Genomic DNA, 14,481 nt, shown 5'->3' with positions numbered 1-14,481 from the left:
CACTGGACTACATGAGAGCGATCTGGAAAGGCGCCATTGCGTTTGGGCTGGTCAACGTGCCGGTCAAGGTCTATGCCGCAACCGAGGACCACGATGTCAGCCTGCACCAGGTGCACGGCAAGGACGGCGGACGCATCCGCTACCAGCGCCGGTGCGAGATCTGCGGCGAGGTGGTGGAGTACAAGGACATCGCCAAGGCCTACGACGACGGCGAGCAGACCGTAGTGCTCACGGATGAGGATCTGGCCTCCCTTCCGGTGGAGAAAAGCCGCGAGATCGACGTGGTGGAATTCGTGCCGAGCGAGCAGGTCGATCCCATCCTGTTCGACCGCACGTACTACCTTGAGCCCGATTCCAAGTCGACCAAGTCCTACGTCCTGCTGCGCCGCACCCTTGAGGACACGGACCGAACGGCAATCGTGCAGTTCTCCCTTCGACAGAAGAGCCGGCTGGGCGCCCTGCGTGTCCGTGGCGATGTCCTGACCCTGCAGACACTGCTGTGGGAGGACGAGGTCCGGGAGGCTTCCTTCCCCTCGCTGGATGAGAAGGTCCGGATTTCCGCAAAGGAACTGGAGATGTCGTCAGCCCTGGTGGATTCCTTCAGTTCGGATTTTGATCCGTCCGGATTCACGGACGACTACCAGGAACAGCTCAAGACGCTGATCGAGGCAAAGCTGGAACAGGGCGATTCCCTCGACACCGAGGAGACATTCGGCGGAGAATCCGAGGACGAAGGCGGAAAGGTCCTGGATTTGATGGAGGCATTGCGCCGCAGCGTGGAAAAGAACCGGGACAAAAAGACCGGTTCGGGCGGCAGCTCCTCCGGAAGCGCATCGGGCAGCGCAAAATCGGGCAGCGCAAAGACCGGGACGGCGAAATCGGGCAGTGCAGACGGCGCCAAGAAGGCGCCGGCCAAATCGAAGACCTCAGCCACCAAGAGCTCCGCTAAAACCAGGAAAGGCGCCTGAAACCATGGCATCGCGCAATTTCTTCACGGATAAGTTCGGACGGCAGACCATTGTCAAAGTGCCCAACGCACCCCTGCTCGGCTGGGGAGTGTTCGGGTTGGCGTCATTGATGGCCATGAAGCCCAGGAACGCCGATCTGCTGAAAACCCTCAGCCGGAGCAGCCTGATTCTTTGGGCCTTGGGCGAAACGTTCCGCGGCGACAGCGGATTCCGTCGGAGTGTCGGCGCAGCCACCCTGCTCCGGCAGGTGACCGCCGCCTCCGGTCCGGATTCCGGATCGGCCCACGCGCACGCCCGTAAGGCGAAGGCCTAGCCCCCTTACTGGCGGTAGCCCTCTACTTCGTCCACCGGCCGCGCCTGCGCCTCGTCCGGGTCCTGCCCGGCGTCCAGTTTGGCCCGCCGCTGCCGGAGCAGGTCCCAGCACTGGTCAAGCTGTTCCTGGACCCGTTTCAGTGCAGCGGCATGATGTTCCGGGTCTGCCACCGGGTCACTGTCCCGCAGGGACTGCTCCTGCTCAACGAGTTGCTGGATCCGGTGCTGAATTTCCTCTGCGTCCATGCCCCTACGCTAACCGGGGCGGGCAGGGACTTCCAGCCCCACCGCCCGGCCCGGCCGGGTCAGGCGGACTCGTTGAAAAAGTCCTTGAGCTCCGCGTTGCTTTGCACCGGCTGGCGGTACTCGTCGGACAGCATCTGGAGGATGGCCTTTTCGTAGTCCTCATTCGTGGAAGCGAGTGCTTCCCGGGCAAACCGGACACGGAAGTTGTTGGCGAAGGCATCGGCGGCCGTTTGCGCCACGCAGTTGTGGGTGGCGACGCCGGCCAGCACCAGTGTGGAGACGTCCCAGTTCCGCAGGCGCAGCAGCACGTCGGTTCCCACGAAGGCGCTGTCCCGGGTTTTCACCAGCCGGGGCAGGTCCGCGTAGTCCAGGCCCGGAACGAATTCCGCCTGCTCGCTGCCGCTGAAAATAAAGCCCTGGTCATCATCCAGCATGCTCAGCGTCCACGTGGACTTGTCGCGCTCATGCTCGGTGCAGACCATCAGGACGGGAATGCCGGCGGACTTTGCCCAGTCGATGAGTTCATTGGTTTTTTCCACCAGGCGTTCCTGGTGCTTCTGCAGGGCTGGGCTCTCGAAATAGGCGTTCTGCATGTCTATGACCATGAGTGCAGTGGACAAACCGGGTTCCTTTCGGCGGGGCCGCCCGGTGCGGGCGGTGTCTGCAACCCAGTTTGCCAGCACCCTGCTGGCCGGGGTCAAACGGACGCCGCGCCGTCGGACCCCGCCAGGGCGGCGGCCGTGCCTAGTTCGGGATGGAACCCTCTCCGGGGTTGCCGCTGCTGCGGAACGTGCCCCGGTCCCGGTTGTCGGTCTGCCGGCCCAGGAAGATGCCCAGCAGGATCATCGCGACGGCCAGGATCACGTGAAGCCAGTTGTCCCAGGTGTTGAACGGGACAAAGTTGGCGGAGGAATCAAACGGAACCAGCAAACCGTAGAGGAAAAGCACGGCATAGAGAATGCCGGCGCCCAATAGGTAGAGCTTCGCGGAGGAATTTGTCCTGGCCATGGCCAGTCCGGCAAATCCCAGCAGCATATGGACCACGTTGTGCAGCACCGACACCTGGAACAGGCCCAGGAGCGCTGCTTCGGACGTGTACCCCGCGAAATACAGCTGCCCGTAGTTGACGGTCACCCCGGGGATGAACCCCAGGACGCCGATGGCCAGGAAGATAATCCCGAAGACAATAGCCGCTTTCTGCGCATTGGTCCGGCGTGACGAGAGTCCGCCGGAGGAGCTGTAACTGGGATAAGCCATGATTACTCCTCTGCTCCGCGGCACCGGAGACCTGGACCGCGGCGATTCGGTATCAGGACTTTAAACTGTCGCACAATTGGGGCAAGGTGGGAAGCATACTGTCTTTCCAACAGCATGAGGGGGTACCAATGAGCTTTGCGCCGAAAACGGCCATAGTGACCGGGTCCGATTCCGGTATAGGACGAGCCACCGCCGTCGCGCTGGCCAAGGCCGGGATGGATGTGGGAGTGACCTGGCATTCGGATGAGCAAGGAGCGGAGGACACCGCCCGGGAAGTACGCTCGCACGGCCGCAACGCTGTCGTGGCGCATCTGGACACTACCGATCTGCCGGGATGCGCCGGCGTGGTGGATGCCCTGGCGGAGCAGTTGGGCGGTCTGGACGTGTTCGTCAGCAACTCCGGCACCGGCGACGGGCAGAAGTTCCTTGAACTCTCCTACGATGCCTGGCGCACCACGCTGGACACCAACCTCAGCGGCGCGTTTGTGTGCCTGCAGCGGGCGGCGCAGCGCATGGTTGCCGCCGGCAACGGCGGCCGGCTGATTGCCGTCACCAGCGTCCACGAGGTCCAGCCCCGGGTCGGCGCAGCGGCCTATACCGCTTCCAAGCACGGACTCGGCGGCCTGATGAAGACCATTGCCCTGGAATTGGGCAGCTACGGGATCACCGCCAACTCCGTGGAACCGGGCGAGATCGCCACCCCCATGACAGGCCAGGAGGATTCCGACCCGCGCTCCGAAGACCGGCCCGGCATCCCGCTCGGCCGGCCAGGCAACGCCCACGAGATTGCCGACGTGGTGGCGTTCCTGGCCTCCCCGGCGTCGTCCTACGTCACCGGGGCGTCCTGGGCGGTCGACGGCGGCATGCTCCAGATGGGCCCGCAGGGCGGCTCACACATCACCTCATCTCACTGGCGGGAAGGCTGACCTTGAAATCTCTCTGGCTCGATTCCTCCCCCGTTATCCCCTCCGACCCGTTTGAACCCGGCAGCGCCTACGACACCGTGGTGGTCGGGGCCGGCCTGACCGGCCTCACCACGGCGGCGCTGCTGGCCCGCAGCGGCCAGAAGGTGGTGCTGCTGGAAGCCCGCACGGCAGGTGCCGTCACTACGGGCAACACCACGGCAAAACTCTCCCTGCTGCAGGGAACCATCCTTTCCGGCATTACGTCCCACCACAACGCGGAACTTGCCGGACAGTACGTCGAGGCCAACCGGCAGGGCCAAAGCTGGCTGCTGCGCTTCTGCGATGAGAACGGCATCGGTTATGAAACCCGCGACGCCTATACCTACGCCACCACCGAGCAGGGGCTCAAGAGCCTGCGCAAGGAACAGGAAGCGGCCAAGGCAGCGGGACTCGACGTCGAACTGACTTCCGATACCGAGCTGCCCTTCCCCGTCACCGGGGCCCTCCGGCTTGCCGGCCAGGCCCAGATCCACCCGATGCAGGTCCTGGCCGGTTTGGCCGCCGACTTCCGGTCCCACGGCGGAATCCTGGTCGAGGGCGTCCGGGTCACCGGGGCACGCCACGAGGAGGGCGCGGGTATCACGGTACTGACCGGTGCCGGTGAGGTGTCCGGCCGGAACCTCGTGCTGGCTACCGGGATTCCGATCCTTGACCGCGGTGGCTACTTCACGGTCCTGAAGCCTGAACGGTCCTATGCGGCGGCCCTGCCCGTCACCGGCGCGGTGCCGCAGGGTATGTACCTATCCGTGGACTCACCCTCCCGTTCACTGCGGACGGCGGAAGTGGACGGCATCGCCTACCTGCTTGCCGGGGGCAACGGGCACACGGTGGGACGAAAGAAGAACACCCAGGAACTGGTGGACGATCTGGTGGCGTGGACCGTGGACCACTTCGAGGTGGGCACCGCGGCCAGCCATGCCTGGTCGGCCCAGGACTACGCTCCGGCGCGGAGCCTCCCGTATGTGGGCCAGCTGCCGCTTATGGGCGCCAACATCTACGCAGCCACGGGCTACAACAAGTGGGGCATGACCAACGCGGTGGCAGCTTCGCTGGCCCTGAGCGCGGAAATCCTGGGCGGCGAGAACCCGTGGGCCCGTGAGCTGTACAAGCCACGGGTTGCCCCGCTGGATGCTGCTTCCACCCTGCGGGACAACGCCGAGGTGGGGCTGGAGATGCTCACCGGCTGGGCCTCCGGGCTGGCCAAGGGCACACAGGCGGCACCGCCGGAAGGGGAAGGCGTAGTCTCCCGCGAGAACGGCAAGCCGGTGGGCATCTGCACCGTCAACGGCAACACCAGCCGGGTTTCCGCTGTGTGCCCGCACCTCAAGGGTGTCCTGAACTGGAACGATGCCGAGCAGTCCTGGGACTGCCCGCTGCACGGTTCGCGCTTCAGCTCCACGGGGTCGCTGCTCGAGGGGCCGGCCGTCAAGGATTTGGATCCGGCCTGACGGGTCCGGTTCAGCGGACAAAAAGAAACTGCGGAGGCCGTGAGGCGTCCGCAGTTTCTTATTGTCGCCCGGTTGCGGGGCGGCCTTTTGCCGGCTAGAAACCGGCGCGGGGACCGCCGGATTCGGGATCGTCCATGGCGGGATCGGCTTCCGGCGCAGCGGCAAGGCGTTCGGTGCTTGTGGACGTGGCGGCCGCTCCGGCCGTCCCTCCGGGTCCGGTTGCGGCGTTGCCCGGCGCGTCCACATTGCCACGCCAGGAGCCCGTTTCCGAGCCGCGGCTTTCGATGAATTCCTTAAAGCGTGCCAGATCGGACTTTACCTGCCGGTCATCGGCTCCCACGGCTGAACCAATCTTTTCCACCAGGGTTTCCGGGTCCCAGTCCATCTGGACCGTCACCCGCGTCTGCGCGTCACCCAGCCGGTGGAAGGTCACCACGCCGGCGTGGGACTTGCCGTCGGTGCTCTTCCAGGCCACCCGCTCGTCCGGATGCTGCTCAGTGATTTCGGTGTCGAACTCCCGCTCAACGCCGCCGATCTTCGTCACCCAGTGGCTGGCCGTTTCGGACAGCTGGGTAATGGAGATAACGCCGTTCATGAAGTGCGGAAACGACTCGAACTGCGTCCACTGGTTGTAGGCGGTAGTAACCGGCACTGCTACATCGATTGACTCTTCTACGGTGGTCATTCTGTCCCTCCGGTAGTGCGAATCCTGCATCTGGCCGGACCCTTTACCAAGGGCCCCGATCTCCTCACCGTACACAGGGGTCACAGCCAGTTCAACTGGAAGGTAAGGTTGCTTATATTGGTATCTGCAGGCATCCGGAACCTCTGGTCCGGTCCAAGGGCCGGCGATAGGCTGAGGGGAGACCCACAGGCCGGCGCCGGCGGACCGGCGTCTGATCCCGGCGTCCCGGCAGGTGCTGTACGTACTCATTTTTCGTCACCATCGGAGGAAAACATGAAGGCATCCGAAGAGCTCACCACCAACCTGCAGTCCGTGCTGGTGGACATGATCGAACTGCACCTCCAGGGCAAGCAGGCCCACTGGAACGTGGTGGGAAAGAACTTCCGGGACCTGCACCTGCAGCTGGATGAAATCATTGACGACGCCCGCGCGTTTGCGGACGAACTGGCCGAACGCATGCGCGCCCTGCGGGCCGTTCCTGATGGCCGCAGCGTAGCCGTGGCCGAAGGAACCAGCCTGCCGCCCTTCCCCGCCGGCTTGGTGGATACCCGCGACACCGTTACCCACGTAGTGGCCATGCTCGATGCAGTCGTGAAGACCATGCGCGACGTGCACGACCAGGTGGACGAGGAGGATCCCACTACCGCGGACATCCTGCACGGCTTCATTGCGAAGCTGGAACAGTACGCCTGGATGGTGGATGCGGAAAACACCCCTGCCACTGCCAAAGTGGTCACCCCCGAGGACAGCAACCTGGAGCCCACCCGGTAGGGCTTTTCCACCAACCGGCGCCCCGCACACGCGGGGCGCCGGTCCTGTTTCTCCCGCGAATTCTCCGGCGACCGAGTGGTCTACACCGGGGCGGCTGCCCTGGGCAGCCGGTTTCCTCCCGGAGCCGGTTGCCCGGAAACAGCACGGCGCACCTCCTCGAGCAGCCCGGACATGTGTGCCAGGGCTGCCCCGTCATCGCCGGCGGCCACGGCCGCCGCAACCTGGGCATGTCCGTGCAGCGCCTCCTCTGTCGGGTGGGGCGGCATCATTCCCTGCCGGGTCCGGCCGGTAAGGACCTCCGCCACCACTTCCTGCAGGGAAGCGAACATGTCATTTCCGCTGGCCCGCAGCAGCAGCGTGTGGAATTCGATGTCAGCTTGCAGGAACGCGTCCAACTCCCCCGCTTCGCCAAGGGTCCGCAACTGTGCGGCCAGCACCACCAGCCGGGAACGTTCCTGCTCGGATGCATACCGGGCAGCTCCTGCGGCTGCCACCGGTTCCACGCCCACACGCAGTTCGGTCAGGGTCCGGAACTGTGCTCCCCGTCCGGGCCCCCGCAACCGCCATTTGATCAGCCGCGGATCAAAGACATTCCAGAACTCCGGCTCCTGCACCACAATGCCCACCCGGCGCTTGGAATACACCAGGTTCATTGCTTCCAGGATCCGCATGCAGTCCCGCACCACGGTGCGGGAGACGCCAAAGTCCTGCTGGAGCCCTTCCAAGGTCAGCCGGTCCCCCGGCAGCAGCACGCCCGACACTATGTCCTGCCCAAGCGTCTCGATAATCCGGGCGTTAAGAACTGCCGCTCCCTGCGGCGCGAATACCGCGTGTTCGCTCATATCTGCATCTTTCCCTGTTATATTCCCTGAACTGCATCAATCCGGGTCCGACCCTGAATCCGTGCCCCAGGGCCCGGTTCAGCCTAGCCGTCCATCGGGTATTACCGAAGCGCCGAAGCCCTTTGGTGATACCTTTGTGACGAATTGCTTTCGCACATCCCTCGACAACGGCGTCCTCCAAGGAGTTGGAAAATGACCACTGCTCAGCACCTCGTGATTATGGGTGTTTCCGGCTCCGGCAAAACGACCATTGCCAATCTCCTCTCGAAGCGGCTCGGATGGATTGCCGCTGAGGCGGATGAATTCCACCCCGCGGCTAATATCGCCAAAATGTCCGCCGGCACTCCGCTGGACGACGACGACCGCTGGCCGTGGCTGTATTCGATCCGGGATTGGATGGACACCCAGGCCGGCAACGGCCGGTGCACCATAGTCACGTGTTCGGCGTTAAAACGGACGTATCGTGACGTACTCGCGCAGGCCGCCGGGGATGTCCATTTCATTCATCTTGATGGCAGCAGCGAGGTTTTGGCCGAACGGATGAAAACCCGCAGCGGCCACTTTATGCCGCCGTCGCTGCTGCCGTCCCAGCTGAGCACCCTGGAACCGCTGGCACCGGATGAGGACGGCCTCCGCATTGACATCACCGATTTCCCGGCGGACATCGTGGACACGGTCCTGAAGCATTTGGGATTCGCGGTCGCCTGAATGCTCCTTCCGGGAGCTATGGACGGACCACCGGGGAAACCGTGGAAAAATAGATAGCTTCATATTTTTCTCCGGCGCCTGCACCGCCCTCTGGAAGGACTTTTCACACCATGATGGGTGGCCACCACGCCGCTAGCGGCGCCGCGGCATGGGTTGCCGTTGCTTCCACTGCCCCGCACGCCCTGGGCTGGTATCCGGTCACTCCGCTGGGCGTCGTCACCGGCGCCCTGCTGACTGCCGGAGCCGCCCTGCTGCCGGACCTGGACCACCACAGCGGCACCATTGCGCATTCGCTTCCGCCGATCACCAAGATCCTCGCGCGGCTGACCGAAACCATCAGCGGAGGCCATCGGCGCGGCACCCACTCCCTGCTGGGACTGGCCGTGTTTGTTGCCCTGGCCACGGCACTGGGCAGGGTGACGGCCGAAGTGCCGGTCTTCGGTTCAGTGGCCGTGGGTGCCGGACTCCTCTCCGTCCTGCTGATGGGGTTCGCGCTCAAGGCGCTGAAAATTGCCGGCGGCCCCGGACGCAGCTGGTTCCTGGCCCTGGCGTTCTCCGCCTTTATTGCCGTGTACGCACCCGAGAACAATGACTGGCTGCCCGTCGCCGTGGGCCTGGGTGTCGCCGTGCATATCCTGGGCGATCTCCTGACCCATCAGGGCGTTATGGTGCTCTGGCCGATCCGGATCAAGCGTCCGCGCTCCCTGGCCCGTTTCCCGGTGGTCAACAAGCTGTGGCGCAGCAGCGGCTGCTTCTCACTGCCCCTGATCGGAGCGGCGGGTTCCTGGCGCGAATGGGCCATCATGGTTCCCGTTACGGTCTACGCGATCTTCGGTGTCACCATAGCGGCGCTGAGCGCCCTGACGGGCTGGTCGCCCTACAGCTAGACCGCTGGAAATAGGGGCCCGTGCCGGCGGACTAGGGTTAAAAGTGTGGAACTGGCTCTATTTGCAGTAATCGGCGTCGCGGTAATCGTCACCGTTGCGGCGTTCTCCAAACGGCTCGGCATCGCTGCGCCCATCATCCTGGTGGTGGTGGGACTGGCACTGTCCTACACGCCAGGGGTACCCGCTTTCCCGATCCCGCATGAATGGATCCTGATGGGGGTGCTGCCGCCGCTGCTGTACGCGGCCGCCGTGAATGTCCCCGTAGTGGACTTCCGGCGCAACATCGGGGCCATTTCCTCCCTCTCGGTATTCCTCGTCCTTGTCTCGGCTTTTGCCACCGGTACGTTGCTTTACCTGCTGCTCCCGGACCTGAACTTCGCCGCGGCAGTGGCACTGGGCGCCGTCGTCAGCCCGCCCGACGCCGTTGCCGCCACCTCGATCGGCAAGCGCCTCGGGCTCCCGCCCCGGTTGGTCACCGTCCTCGAGGGCGAAGGGCTGGTCAACGATGCCACCGCCCTGGTGCTGCTTCGCTCGGCCGTGGCTGCCGCGGCCGGCGGTCTCTCCAGTATCTGGGCAGGAATCGGGGACTTCGGGTTTGCCGTTGTGATGGCCGTCGCCGTGGGCCTGTTTGTGGGAGCGGCCACCGTCTACGTCCGGTCCAAACTGCAGGATCCGGTGTTGGACACCGCCATCTCATTTGTGGTCCCGTTCCTGGCCTTCATTCCGGCCGAGGAGATCGGAGCCTCCGGCGTCCTGGCGGTGGTGGTTGCCGGGCTCTTCACCGGCCACCGCAGCGCCTCCGCGTTCACGGCCCAGGCGCGGATCAATGACAGCATCAACTGGCGCACCATCTCTTTCCTGCTGGAGAACGGGGTGTTCCTGCTGATGGGGCTGGAACTGCGCCATCTGGTGGAAAACGCAGACAGCGGCCTGCTGTCGGTGGGGGACACCGTGCTGATCGGACTGGTGGTCACTGTGCTGCTGATCCTGATCCGCTTCGCCTGGGTAACCCCGCTGATGTACCTGCTGCGGGCAAAGGTAAGTTACCAGGACCGCCGCACCCAGCGGATCAGGCTGGGACTGGACCGGCTCAAGGCCCGGGGACTGACGGACGAGCGGAAGCGGAAGCGGCACCGGCGGGCTGAGCTGCTGTATCTGCGGCGGCGGGCCGACATTGAGCAGCTGCGCCGCGAGGGGCTGGGGTGGCGCGGCGGCGTAGTGATCTCCTGGTCCGGGATGCGCGGCGTCGTCACCCTGGCCGCCGCGCAGTCCCTGCCCGGGCAGACCCCCTACCATGAGCAGCTGGTGCTGATTGCCTTTACCGTCGCGGTGGCCACCCTGCTGCTCCAGGGCGGCACCCTGCCCTGGCTGATCCGGATCCTGGGTGTCCAGGGCCGGGACGTGGCCGAGGACCAGCGAGAGTTGGCCAAACTGCTGGATGAGCTCAGCGGGGCGGGACTGAGCATCCTGGAACGGCCGGAGGAATGCCTCGGCTCACGGCAGAACGTGGATCCGGACGTAGTGGAGCGGGTCCGGCAGAGCACCTTCCTCCGCAGCGAGCTGGCCTGGGAACGGGTACGGGTCCTGGGGATGGACGAGGATCCCACGCCGCAGCTGCAGTACCGGCAGCTGCGCCGCGCCGTCGTGGACGCCGAGCGGGACCAGCTGCTGCTGGTCCGGCGCGAGGGCCGGTTCCCCTCCCGGACCCTGGCCGAAGCCCAGCGGCTGCTCGATCTGGAGGAATCCCGGCTGCGGCCGCGGCTTGGCGAACGCTAGGGAACGCTCCGGGCCGGCCCTGGCCTAGTCCTGGTGCAGCTGGAGGTAGTTGCCGCAGCTGTCGTCGAAAACGGCTTGGGCGCCCATCGCGTCCAGGGTCGGCTCGCCCAGGAACCTCACCCCCAGTGCAGACAGGCGTGCGTATTCCGCCTGTACATCCCGTACGCCAAGTACCAGCACGGGGAGCTGCTGGCTGTACAACCCGGACCGGTAGGCCTCCGCCACCGGATTGTCGCTCGGTTCCAGCAACAGTCCGGGGCCTCCGGGCTCTTCGGGCGAGCAGACAATGAACAGGTTGTACTCGGGCATGGCCATCAAGGGCTCCATCCCGAGGATCCCCGTGTAGAACTCATACGCCCGTGCGGGGTCCAGCACGTGGATACTGCTCATCTTGATACGCATCGGTGAAGATTACCGCCGATTCAGTCCGGCGTCTGCCGGCTGGCCCCTGGCAGGACGCGTCAGCGGCTGCGGCGCGGCTTGCCGCCCTTGCCGGTGCCTTTGCTGCCACCCTTTCCCTTAGCGGTGCCTTTGGCGGTGCTTTTGCCACCGGATCCTCCGGCCGTGCGCCGGGTCCCTGCCTGCGGTTCCCCGCTGCGGGACTGCCGCGCCTTCGTCCGCTGCCGGGCGGTGGTTTTCTGCTCCTCGAGCACCGAGGGCTGCCGTGAACTGTTGGCGGTGCGGCCGCGGACCACTCCGACAAACTCCTCGACGTCGTCGTCGTCATCGCGCAGCCAGGCAATGCCGATCTTCGTTGCCGGCACCCCGCTGACCGGCCGTGCCGTGACGTCCTTGCGTGAATACAGCCGGGCCACGGACATGGGCAGGATGACAACTCCGCTGCCCGCCGCCACCACTTCCAGCGCGACGGCGGCGCCGCCCATCTCCTCGATATCGAGGAGAGTTTCGCCGTCGAGGTCGGCGAGTTCAAGCGCATCAAAGGCAGCGAGGGGATGCTCCTTGGCGGCGGCTGCCACCGGCTGCTCCTCGTACAGCGGGATCAGGTTCAGCCCCTGGGGGCGGGTGAACCCGGACGCGGGCAGGCGGACAAAAACCAGGTCGGCCCGGCCGGATGAAAGTTCCCCGAGCGCGTCCTTCTCCTCGCATTGGAAGGTCCGCAATTCCCGGTCCTTGCGTTCCTGCCAGCGGGTAATCCATTTGCCCGGTGTTACGCCCGGTACGTAGGCAACGGTCAGAGGCCGCGGCGTCGCCCCGTTCTGAAGTGCTGAAGTGTCTGTGGGCATCAGAACACCTTAGCCCACCGGCCCGGGCCCCGGCGGCGGATACCCTTGGAATATGACCACCGAGAAATCCTCCCAGACCATGAAGCCTGCCACGGCAGCCAAGAAACTGGGCATTTACCTGCCCGCAGCGCCGCAGGACTTCCAGGACGGGCCTATTTCGCGGGCCCGGTTTGACGAACTGCAGTCCAACCCGCCGGAATGGCTGACCGAGCTGCGCCGCAACGGACCGCATCCCCGCCCCGTGGTGGCACAGAAGCTGAACATCTCCATTGGCGGCCTGACCCGCGGCGGGATGACGGAGCCGCTCACCACCGAGGAGATCAAGGCACTCCTGGCGCAGCCTCCGGCCTGGCTGGTGGAGGAGCGTGCCAGCTTTGCCGCCGTCCGTGCCGAGGCACAGCGGGTCAAGGATGCCCAGGCCAAGAAGGCTGACGGCGCCAAGTAGCCGGTTGCGGGCCCGGACGCCTTGTGCCCGGGACAAAGCCCGGAGCCAAAAGAGGGACCGCCTGTATCCAGGCGGTCCCTCTTGATTTGCCGGCTCCGCATGCGGGCCAACCGGGCATAAAAAATGACCCCGGCTGTAAGCCGGGGTCATTCCTATCTGTGCGCGAGGGGGGATTTGAACCCCCACGCCCTTTCGGACACTGGCACCTGAAGCCAGCGCGTCTGCCGTTCCGCCACTCGCGCTAAATGGTTTCCCTCGGATCAATGTGCGGATCATCTCAGATCCTGCATGTCCTGTTTCCTCGGGAACAGCAGAATCAAGCATACCGGCATTTTCGCAAAACACCTAAACGGGACTCACTGGCACTCAAAATCCGCGCCGTTGCAGGGAAGTTGCCGGGTGCAGGGATGGCGGGACGCCCATCTTCCCGTGCCCGCCGGATAGTGACCGCTGTTACTTGGTAAACGGATTCACGGGGCACTGGGCGCCGAAAGGACACGGGGCCCCGGAGGCGCGGTAAGACATTTATCTGCACACCCCAGTAGTATCGAAGTGGACGTATGTACCTGTGACCTGCCGGAACCAGTCCCTGACCAGCCCCGGCGGGCTCATCCGCCCGGCGCAGCAGTGCCGGGAACCGGGCTGCAGGCGTGGCTATTCATTGGACAGGACACGGAAGGAGACGGACATGGGCTTACTCGATAATGTCGAGCGCGGCATCGAAAAGATGGTCCGCGGCGCATTCGCGTCCGGCTCTTCGGGCCGTGTCGAACCACTGGAACTGGCCATCGCACTCCGCAAGGAACTGGACCAGCGCTCCATGGTCCTCGGCCAGGGGCGGACCCTGGCTCCGAACGTCTTCACCGTCCGCCTTTCCAGCTCGGACTTCACGCAGGCCCAGCAATGGGGTGCACCGCTGGCCGAAGAGCTCTGCGACGTTGTCATTAAGCACGCACGCAGCCAGTCCTACAGCCTGCAGGGACCGGTCCGGGTGTCTTTCACCCGCGACACGTCCCTCAAGGCGGGTGTGCTGGAAGTCGATTCCGCCACCGAAAAGTCTCCCTCCTCCACGCCCCGGGTTCCGCAGCCGCCGGCGCCGCGGCAGGGACCCACCGCCCGGATGCAGCCGGTCCTGGACATAGAGGGGCAGCGTTACTCCTTGAACGCCCCGTCGGTGGTCCTCGGACGCTCCTCCGAAGCGGACATCCTCGTTGATGACACCGGAGTTTCCCGGCGGCATCTGGAAATCCGTACCGGGAACGGTGCCAGCCGCGCCATTGACCTGGGCTCCACCAACGGAAGCTTTGTTAACGGCCAGAAAGTTCAGGGTGAAGCAGTGCTTACCGACGGATCCACTATCACCATGGGACGAACCCGGATAGTCTTCCGGCTGCTGCCCGCCCGGACCGGGGGACGTTAGTGCTCAGCGAACTGACCGAAACACTCCTGCGGTACGGCTTCCTCGTCATCCTGTGGATCATGGTGATCTCCGTGGTGGGCGCCATTCGCCGCGACCTCGCCGTCGGCAGCCGCAACCGGACCGGCACTCCCACCGCACGCCAGATCCGCAAAAATCCCGAGCTGGAGAAACGCCCGCCGGCCCCCGCCAAAGTCACCCCGCGCGAACTTGTGGTTACCGAAGGCCCCCTCCGCGGCACCACTCTGGACCTTTCCGCCAGCCCCATCCTGCTTGGCCGCGCCCAAGAGGCAACCCTCGTCCTCGAGGACGACTACGCCTCCGGACGCCATGCCCGGCTGTTCCCGCAGGGCAGCCGCTGGTTTATCGAGGATCTGGGCTCCACCAACGGCACCTACCTCGGCGGCAGCCAACTGACCCGCGCCTTGCCGGTAGAACCCGGCGTGCCCATCCGCATCGGTAAAACGGTCATTGAGTTGAGGCCCTGACCGTGGCTCTGGTCCTCAAATA

17 protein-coding genes, 1 tRNA gene and 1 pseudogene are annotated in these 14,481 nt (G+C 65.0%); 11 read left to right on the top strand and 8 right to left on the bottom strand.

Annotated elements, in window-relative coordinates; all coding sequences use genetic code 11:
- Positions 1–11 precede the first annotated feature (11 nt).
- Both ku and AC5RUF_RS05250 read left to right on the top strand, forming a co-directional pair.
- The gene (ku, locus tag AC5RUF_RS05255; protein ID WP_494129923.1) at positions 12–968 is read left to right on the top strand and encodes a non-homologous end joining protein Ku; all 957 of its coding nucleotides are present in this window, start codon (positions 12–14) and stop codon (positions 966–968) included.
- A gap of 4 nt (positions 969–972) precedes the next feature.
- Positions 973–1,281, top strand: a complete 309-nt coding sequence (locus AC5RUF_RS05250) for a hypothetical protein (protein ID WP_493996002.1) — start codon at positions 973–975, stop codon at positions 1,279–1,281.
- 5 nt (positions 1,282–1,286) lie between these two features.
- Here AC5RUF_RS05250 and AC5RUF_RS05245 read toward each other — a convergent pair whose 3' ends face one another.
- The 3 genes from AC5RUF_RS05245 to AC5RUF_RS05235 all read right to left on the bottom strand — a co-directional run bounded on the left by AC5RUF_RS05245 (position 1,287) and on the right by AC5RUF_RS05235 (position 2,783).
- Positions 1,287–1,526, bottom strand: coding sequence for a DUF2630 family protein (locus AC5RUF_RS05245; RefSeq protein WP_494129922.1), 240 nt, complete (start codon positions 1,524–1,526; stop codon positions 1,287–1,289).
- Between the two features lie 59 nt (positions 1,527–1,585).
- The gene (locus tag AC5RUF_RS05240; protein WP_493996004.1) at positions 1,586–2,146 is read right to left on the bottom strand and encodes a cysteine hydrolase family protein; all 561 of its coding nucleotides are present in this window, start codon (positions 2,144–2,146) and stop codon (positions 1,586–1,588) included.
- 124 nt (positions 2,147–2,270) lie between these two features.
- Entirely contained in the window at positions 2,271–2,783 is a 513-nt protein-coding gene (locus AC5RUF_RS05235) for a DUF4383 domain-containing protein (RefSeq protein WP_493996005.1), read from the bottom strand.
- A gap of 128 nt (positions 2,784–2,911) precedes the next feature.
- Here AC5RUF_RS05235 and AC5RUF_RS05230 point away from each other — a divergent pair, with 128 nt between their 5' ends.
- Both AC5RUF_RS05230 and AC5RUF_RS05225 read left to right on the top strand, forming a co-directional pair.
- The gene (locus tag AC5RUF_RS05230; RefSeq protein ID WP_493996006.1) at positions 2,912–3,709 is read left to right on the top strand and encodes an SDR family oxidoreductase; all 798 of its coding nucleotides are present in this window, start codon (positions 2,912–2,914) and stop codon (positions 3,707–3,709) included.
- A gap of 2 nt (positions 3,710–3,711) precedes the next feature.
- A complete protein-coding gene (locus AC5RUF_RS05225) occupies positions 3,712–5,196 on the top strand; it encodes an FAD-dependent oxidoreductase (RefSeq protein ID WP_493996007.1) in 1,485 nt (494 codons plus the stop codon).
- A gap of 235 nt (positions 5,197–5,431) precedes the next feature.
- Here AC5RUF_RS05225 and AC5RUF_RS05220 read toward each other — a convergent pair.
- A pseudogene (locus AC5RUF_RS05220) lies at positions 5,432–5,881 on the bottom strand (SRPBCC family protein); the annotation flags it as partial.
- Between the two features lie 273 nt (positions 5,882–6,154).
- On the opposite strand from AC5RUF_RS05220, the gene AC5RUF_RS05215 reads away from it, so the two are divergent.
- Entirely contained in the window at positions 6,155–6,652 is a 498-nt protein-coding gene (locus AC5RUF_RS05215) for a Dps family protein (protein WP_493996008.1), read from the top strand.
- Positions 6,653–6,732: 80 nt separating this feature from the next.
- Here AC5RUF_RS05215 and AC5RUF_RS05210 read toward each other — a convergent pair whose 3' ends face one another.
- Positions 6,733–7,494, bottom strand: coding sequence for a FadR/GntR family transcriptional regulator (locus AC5RUF_RS05210; RefSeq protein ID WP_494129921.1), 762 nt, complete (start codon positions 7,492–7,494; stop codon positions 6,733–6,735).
- A 192-nt stretch (positions 7,495–7,686) separates the two neighbouring features.
- Between AC5RUF_RS05210 and AC5RUF_RS05205 the strand changes: the two genes are divergently transcribed.
- From AC5RUF_RS05205 to AC5RUF_RS05195, 3 genes are all read left to right on the top strand, one after another.
- On the top strand, positions 7,687–8,202 hold the full coding sequence (locus tag AC5RUF_RS05205; protein WP_493996010.1) for a gluconokinase: 516 nt from the start codon (positions 7,687–7,689) through the stop codon (positions 8,200–8,202).
- A 110-nt stretch (positions 8,203–8,312) separates the two neighbouring features.
- The gene (locus tag AC5RUF_RS05200) at positions 8,313–9,089 is read left to right on the top strand and encodes a metal-dependent hydrolase (protein WP_493996011.1); all 777 of its coding nucleotides are present in this window, start codon (positions 8,313–8,315) and stop codon (positions 9,087–9,089) included.
- A 45-nt stretch (positions 9,090–9,134) separates the two neighbouring features.
- Entirely contained in the window at positions 9,135–10,865 is a 1,731-nt protein-coding gene (locus tag AC5RUF_RS05195; RefSeq protein ID WP_494129920.1) for a cation:proton antiporter, read from the top strand.
- A 24-nt stretch (positions 10,866–10,889) separates the two neighbouring features.
- Here the strand turns inward: AC5RUF_RS05195 and AC5RUF_RS05190 are convergent, their stop codons facing one another.
- Positions 10,890–11,267, bottom strand: coding sequence for a VOC family protein (locus tag AC5RUF_RS05190; RefSeq protein ID WP_494129919.1), 378 nt, complete (start codon positions 11,265–11,267; stop codon positions 10,890–10,892).
- A 59-nt stretch (positions 11,268–11,326) separates the two neighbouring features.
- Positions 11,327–12,109, bottom strand: a complete 783-nt coding sequence (locus tag AC5RUF_RS05185; protein ID WP_494129918.1) for a LysR family transcriptional regulator substrate-binding protein — start codon at positions 12,107–12,109, stop codon at positions 11,327–11,329.
- Positions 12,110–12,188: 79 nt separating this feature from the next.
- On the opposite strand from AC5RUF_RS05185, the gene AC5RUF_RS05180 reads away from it, so the two are divergent.
- Positions 12,189–12,554 carry a DUF5997 family protein gene (locus AC5RUF_RS05180; RefSeq protein WP_494129961.1) on the top strand — a complete coding sequence of 122 codons (366 nt, stop codon included), beginning with the start codon at positions 12,189–12,191 and terminating at the stop codon, positions 12,552–12,554.
- A gap of 159 nt (positions 12,555–12,713) precedes the next feature.
- Here the strand turns inward: AC5RUF_RS05180 and AC5RUF_RS05175 are convergent.
- A tRNA-Leu gene (locus AC5RUF_RS05175) sits at positions 12,714–12,796 on the bottom strand.
- Positions 12,797–13,242: 446 nt separating this feature from the next.
- On the opposite strand from AC5RUF_RS05175, the gene AC5RUF_RS05170 reads away from it, so the two are divergent.
- Together AC5RUF_RS05170 and AC5RUF_RS05165 are read left to right on the top strand one after the other, a co-directional pair.
- Positions 13,243–13,974, top strand: a complete 732-nt coding sequence (locus AC5RUF_RS05170) for an FHA domain-containing protein (protein ID WP_493996419.1) — start codon at positions 13,243–13,245, stop codon at positions 13,972–13,974.
- Positions 13,974–14,459, top strand: coding sequence for an FHA domain-containing protein FhaB/FipA (locus AC5RUF_RS05165; protein ID WP_493996420.1), 486 nt, complete (start codon positions 13,974–13,976; stop codon positions 14,457–14,459). The genes AC5RUF_RS05170 and AC5RUF_RS05165 overlap by 1 nt, the downstream gene beginning before the upstream one ends.
- The last annotated feature ends 22 nt before the right edge of the window (positions 14,460–14,481 follow it).

The organism is Arthrobacter sp. Y3224198 (genome assembly GCF_059090025.1).
This window is presented reverse-complemented; position numbering and strand designations above follow the sequence as displayed.

Bases quoted from the DNA above. Each gene is read 5' to 3' on its own strand.
- ku (WP_494129923.1), top strand. From the start codon at position 12: ATGAGAGCGATCTGGAAAGGCGCCATTGCGTTTGGGCTGGTCAACGTG.
- AC5RUF_RS05250 (WP_493996002.1), top strand. From the start codon at position 973: ATGGCATCGCGCAATTTCTTCACGGATAAGTTCGGACGGCAGACCATT.
- AC5RUF_RS05245 (WP_494129922.1), bottom strand. From the start codon at position 1,526: ATGGACGCAGAGGAAATTCAGCACCGGATCCAGCAACTCGTTGAGCAG.
- AC5RUF_RS05235 (WP_493996005.1), bottom strand. From the start codon at position 2,783: ATGGCTTATCCCAGTTACAGCTCCTCCGGCGGACTCTCGTCACGCCGG.
- AC5RUF_RS05230 (WP_493996006.1), top strand. From the start codon at position 2,912: ATGAGCTTTGCGCCGAAAACGGCCATAGTGACCGGGTCCGATTCCGGT.
- AC5RUF_RS05215 (WP_493996008.1), top strand. From the start codon at position 6,155: ATGAAGGCATCCGAAGAGCTCACCACCAACCTGCAGTCCGTGCTGGTG.
- AC5RUF_RS05210 (WP_494129921.1), bottom strand. From the start codon at position 7,494: ATGAGCGAACACGCGGTATTCGCGCCGCAGGGAGCGGCAGTTCTTAAC.
- AC5RUF_RS05205 (WP_493996010.1), top strand. From the start codon at position 7,687: ATGACCACTGCTCAGCACCTCGTGATTATGGGTGTTTCCGGCTCCGGC.
- AC5RUF_RS05200 (WP_493996011.1), top strand. From the start codon at position 8,313: ATGATGGGTGGCCACCACGCCGCTAGCGGCGCCGCGGCATGGGTTGCC.
- AC5RUF_RS05190 (WP_494129919.1), bottom strand. From the start codon at position 11,267: ATGCGTATCAAGATGAGCAGTATCCACGTGCTGGACCCCGCACGGGCG.
- AC5RUF_RS05185 (WP_494129918.1), bottom strand. From the start codon at position 12,109: ATGCCCACAGACACTTCAGCACTTCAGAACGGGGCGACGCCGCGGCCT.
- AC5RUF_RS05180 (WP_494129961.1), top strand. From the start codon at position 12,189: ATGAAGCCTGCCACGGCAGCCAAGAAACTGGGCATTTACCTGCCCGCA.
- AC5RUF_RS05170 (WP_493996419.1), top strand. From the start codon at position 13,243: ATGGGCTTACTCGATAATGTCGAGCGCGGCATCGAAAAGATGGTCCGC.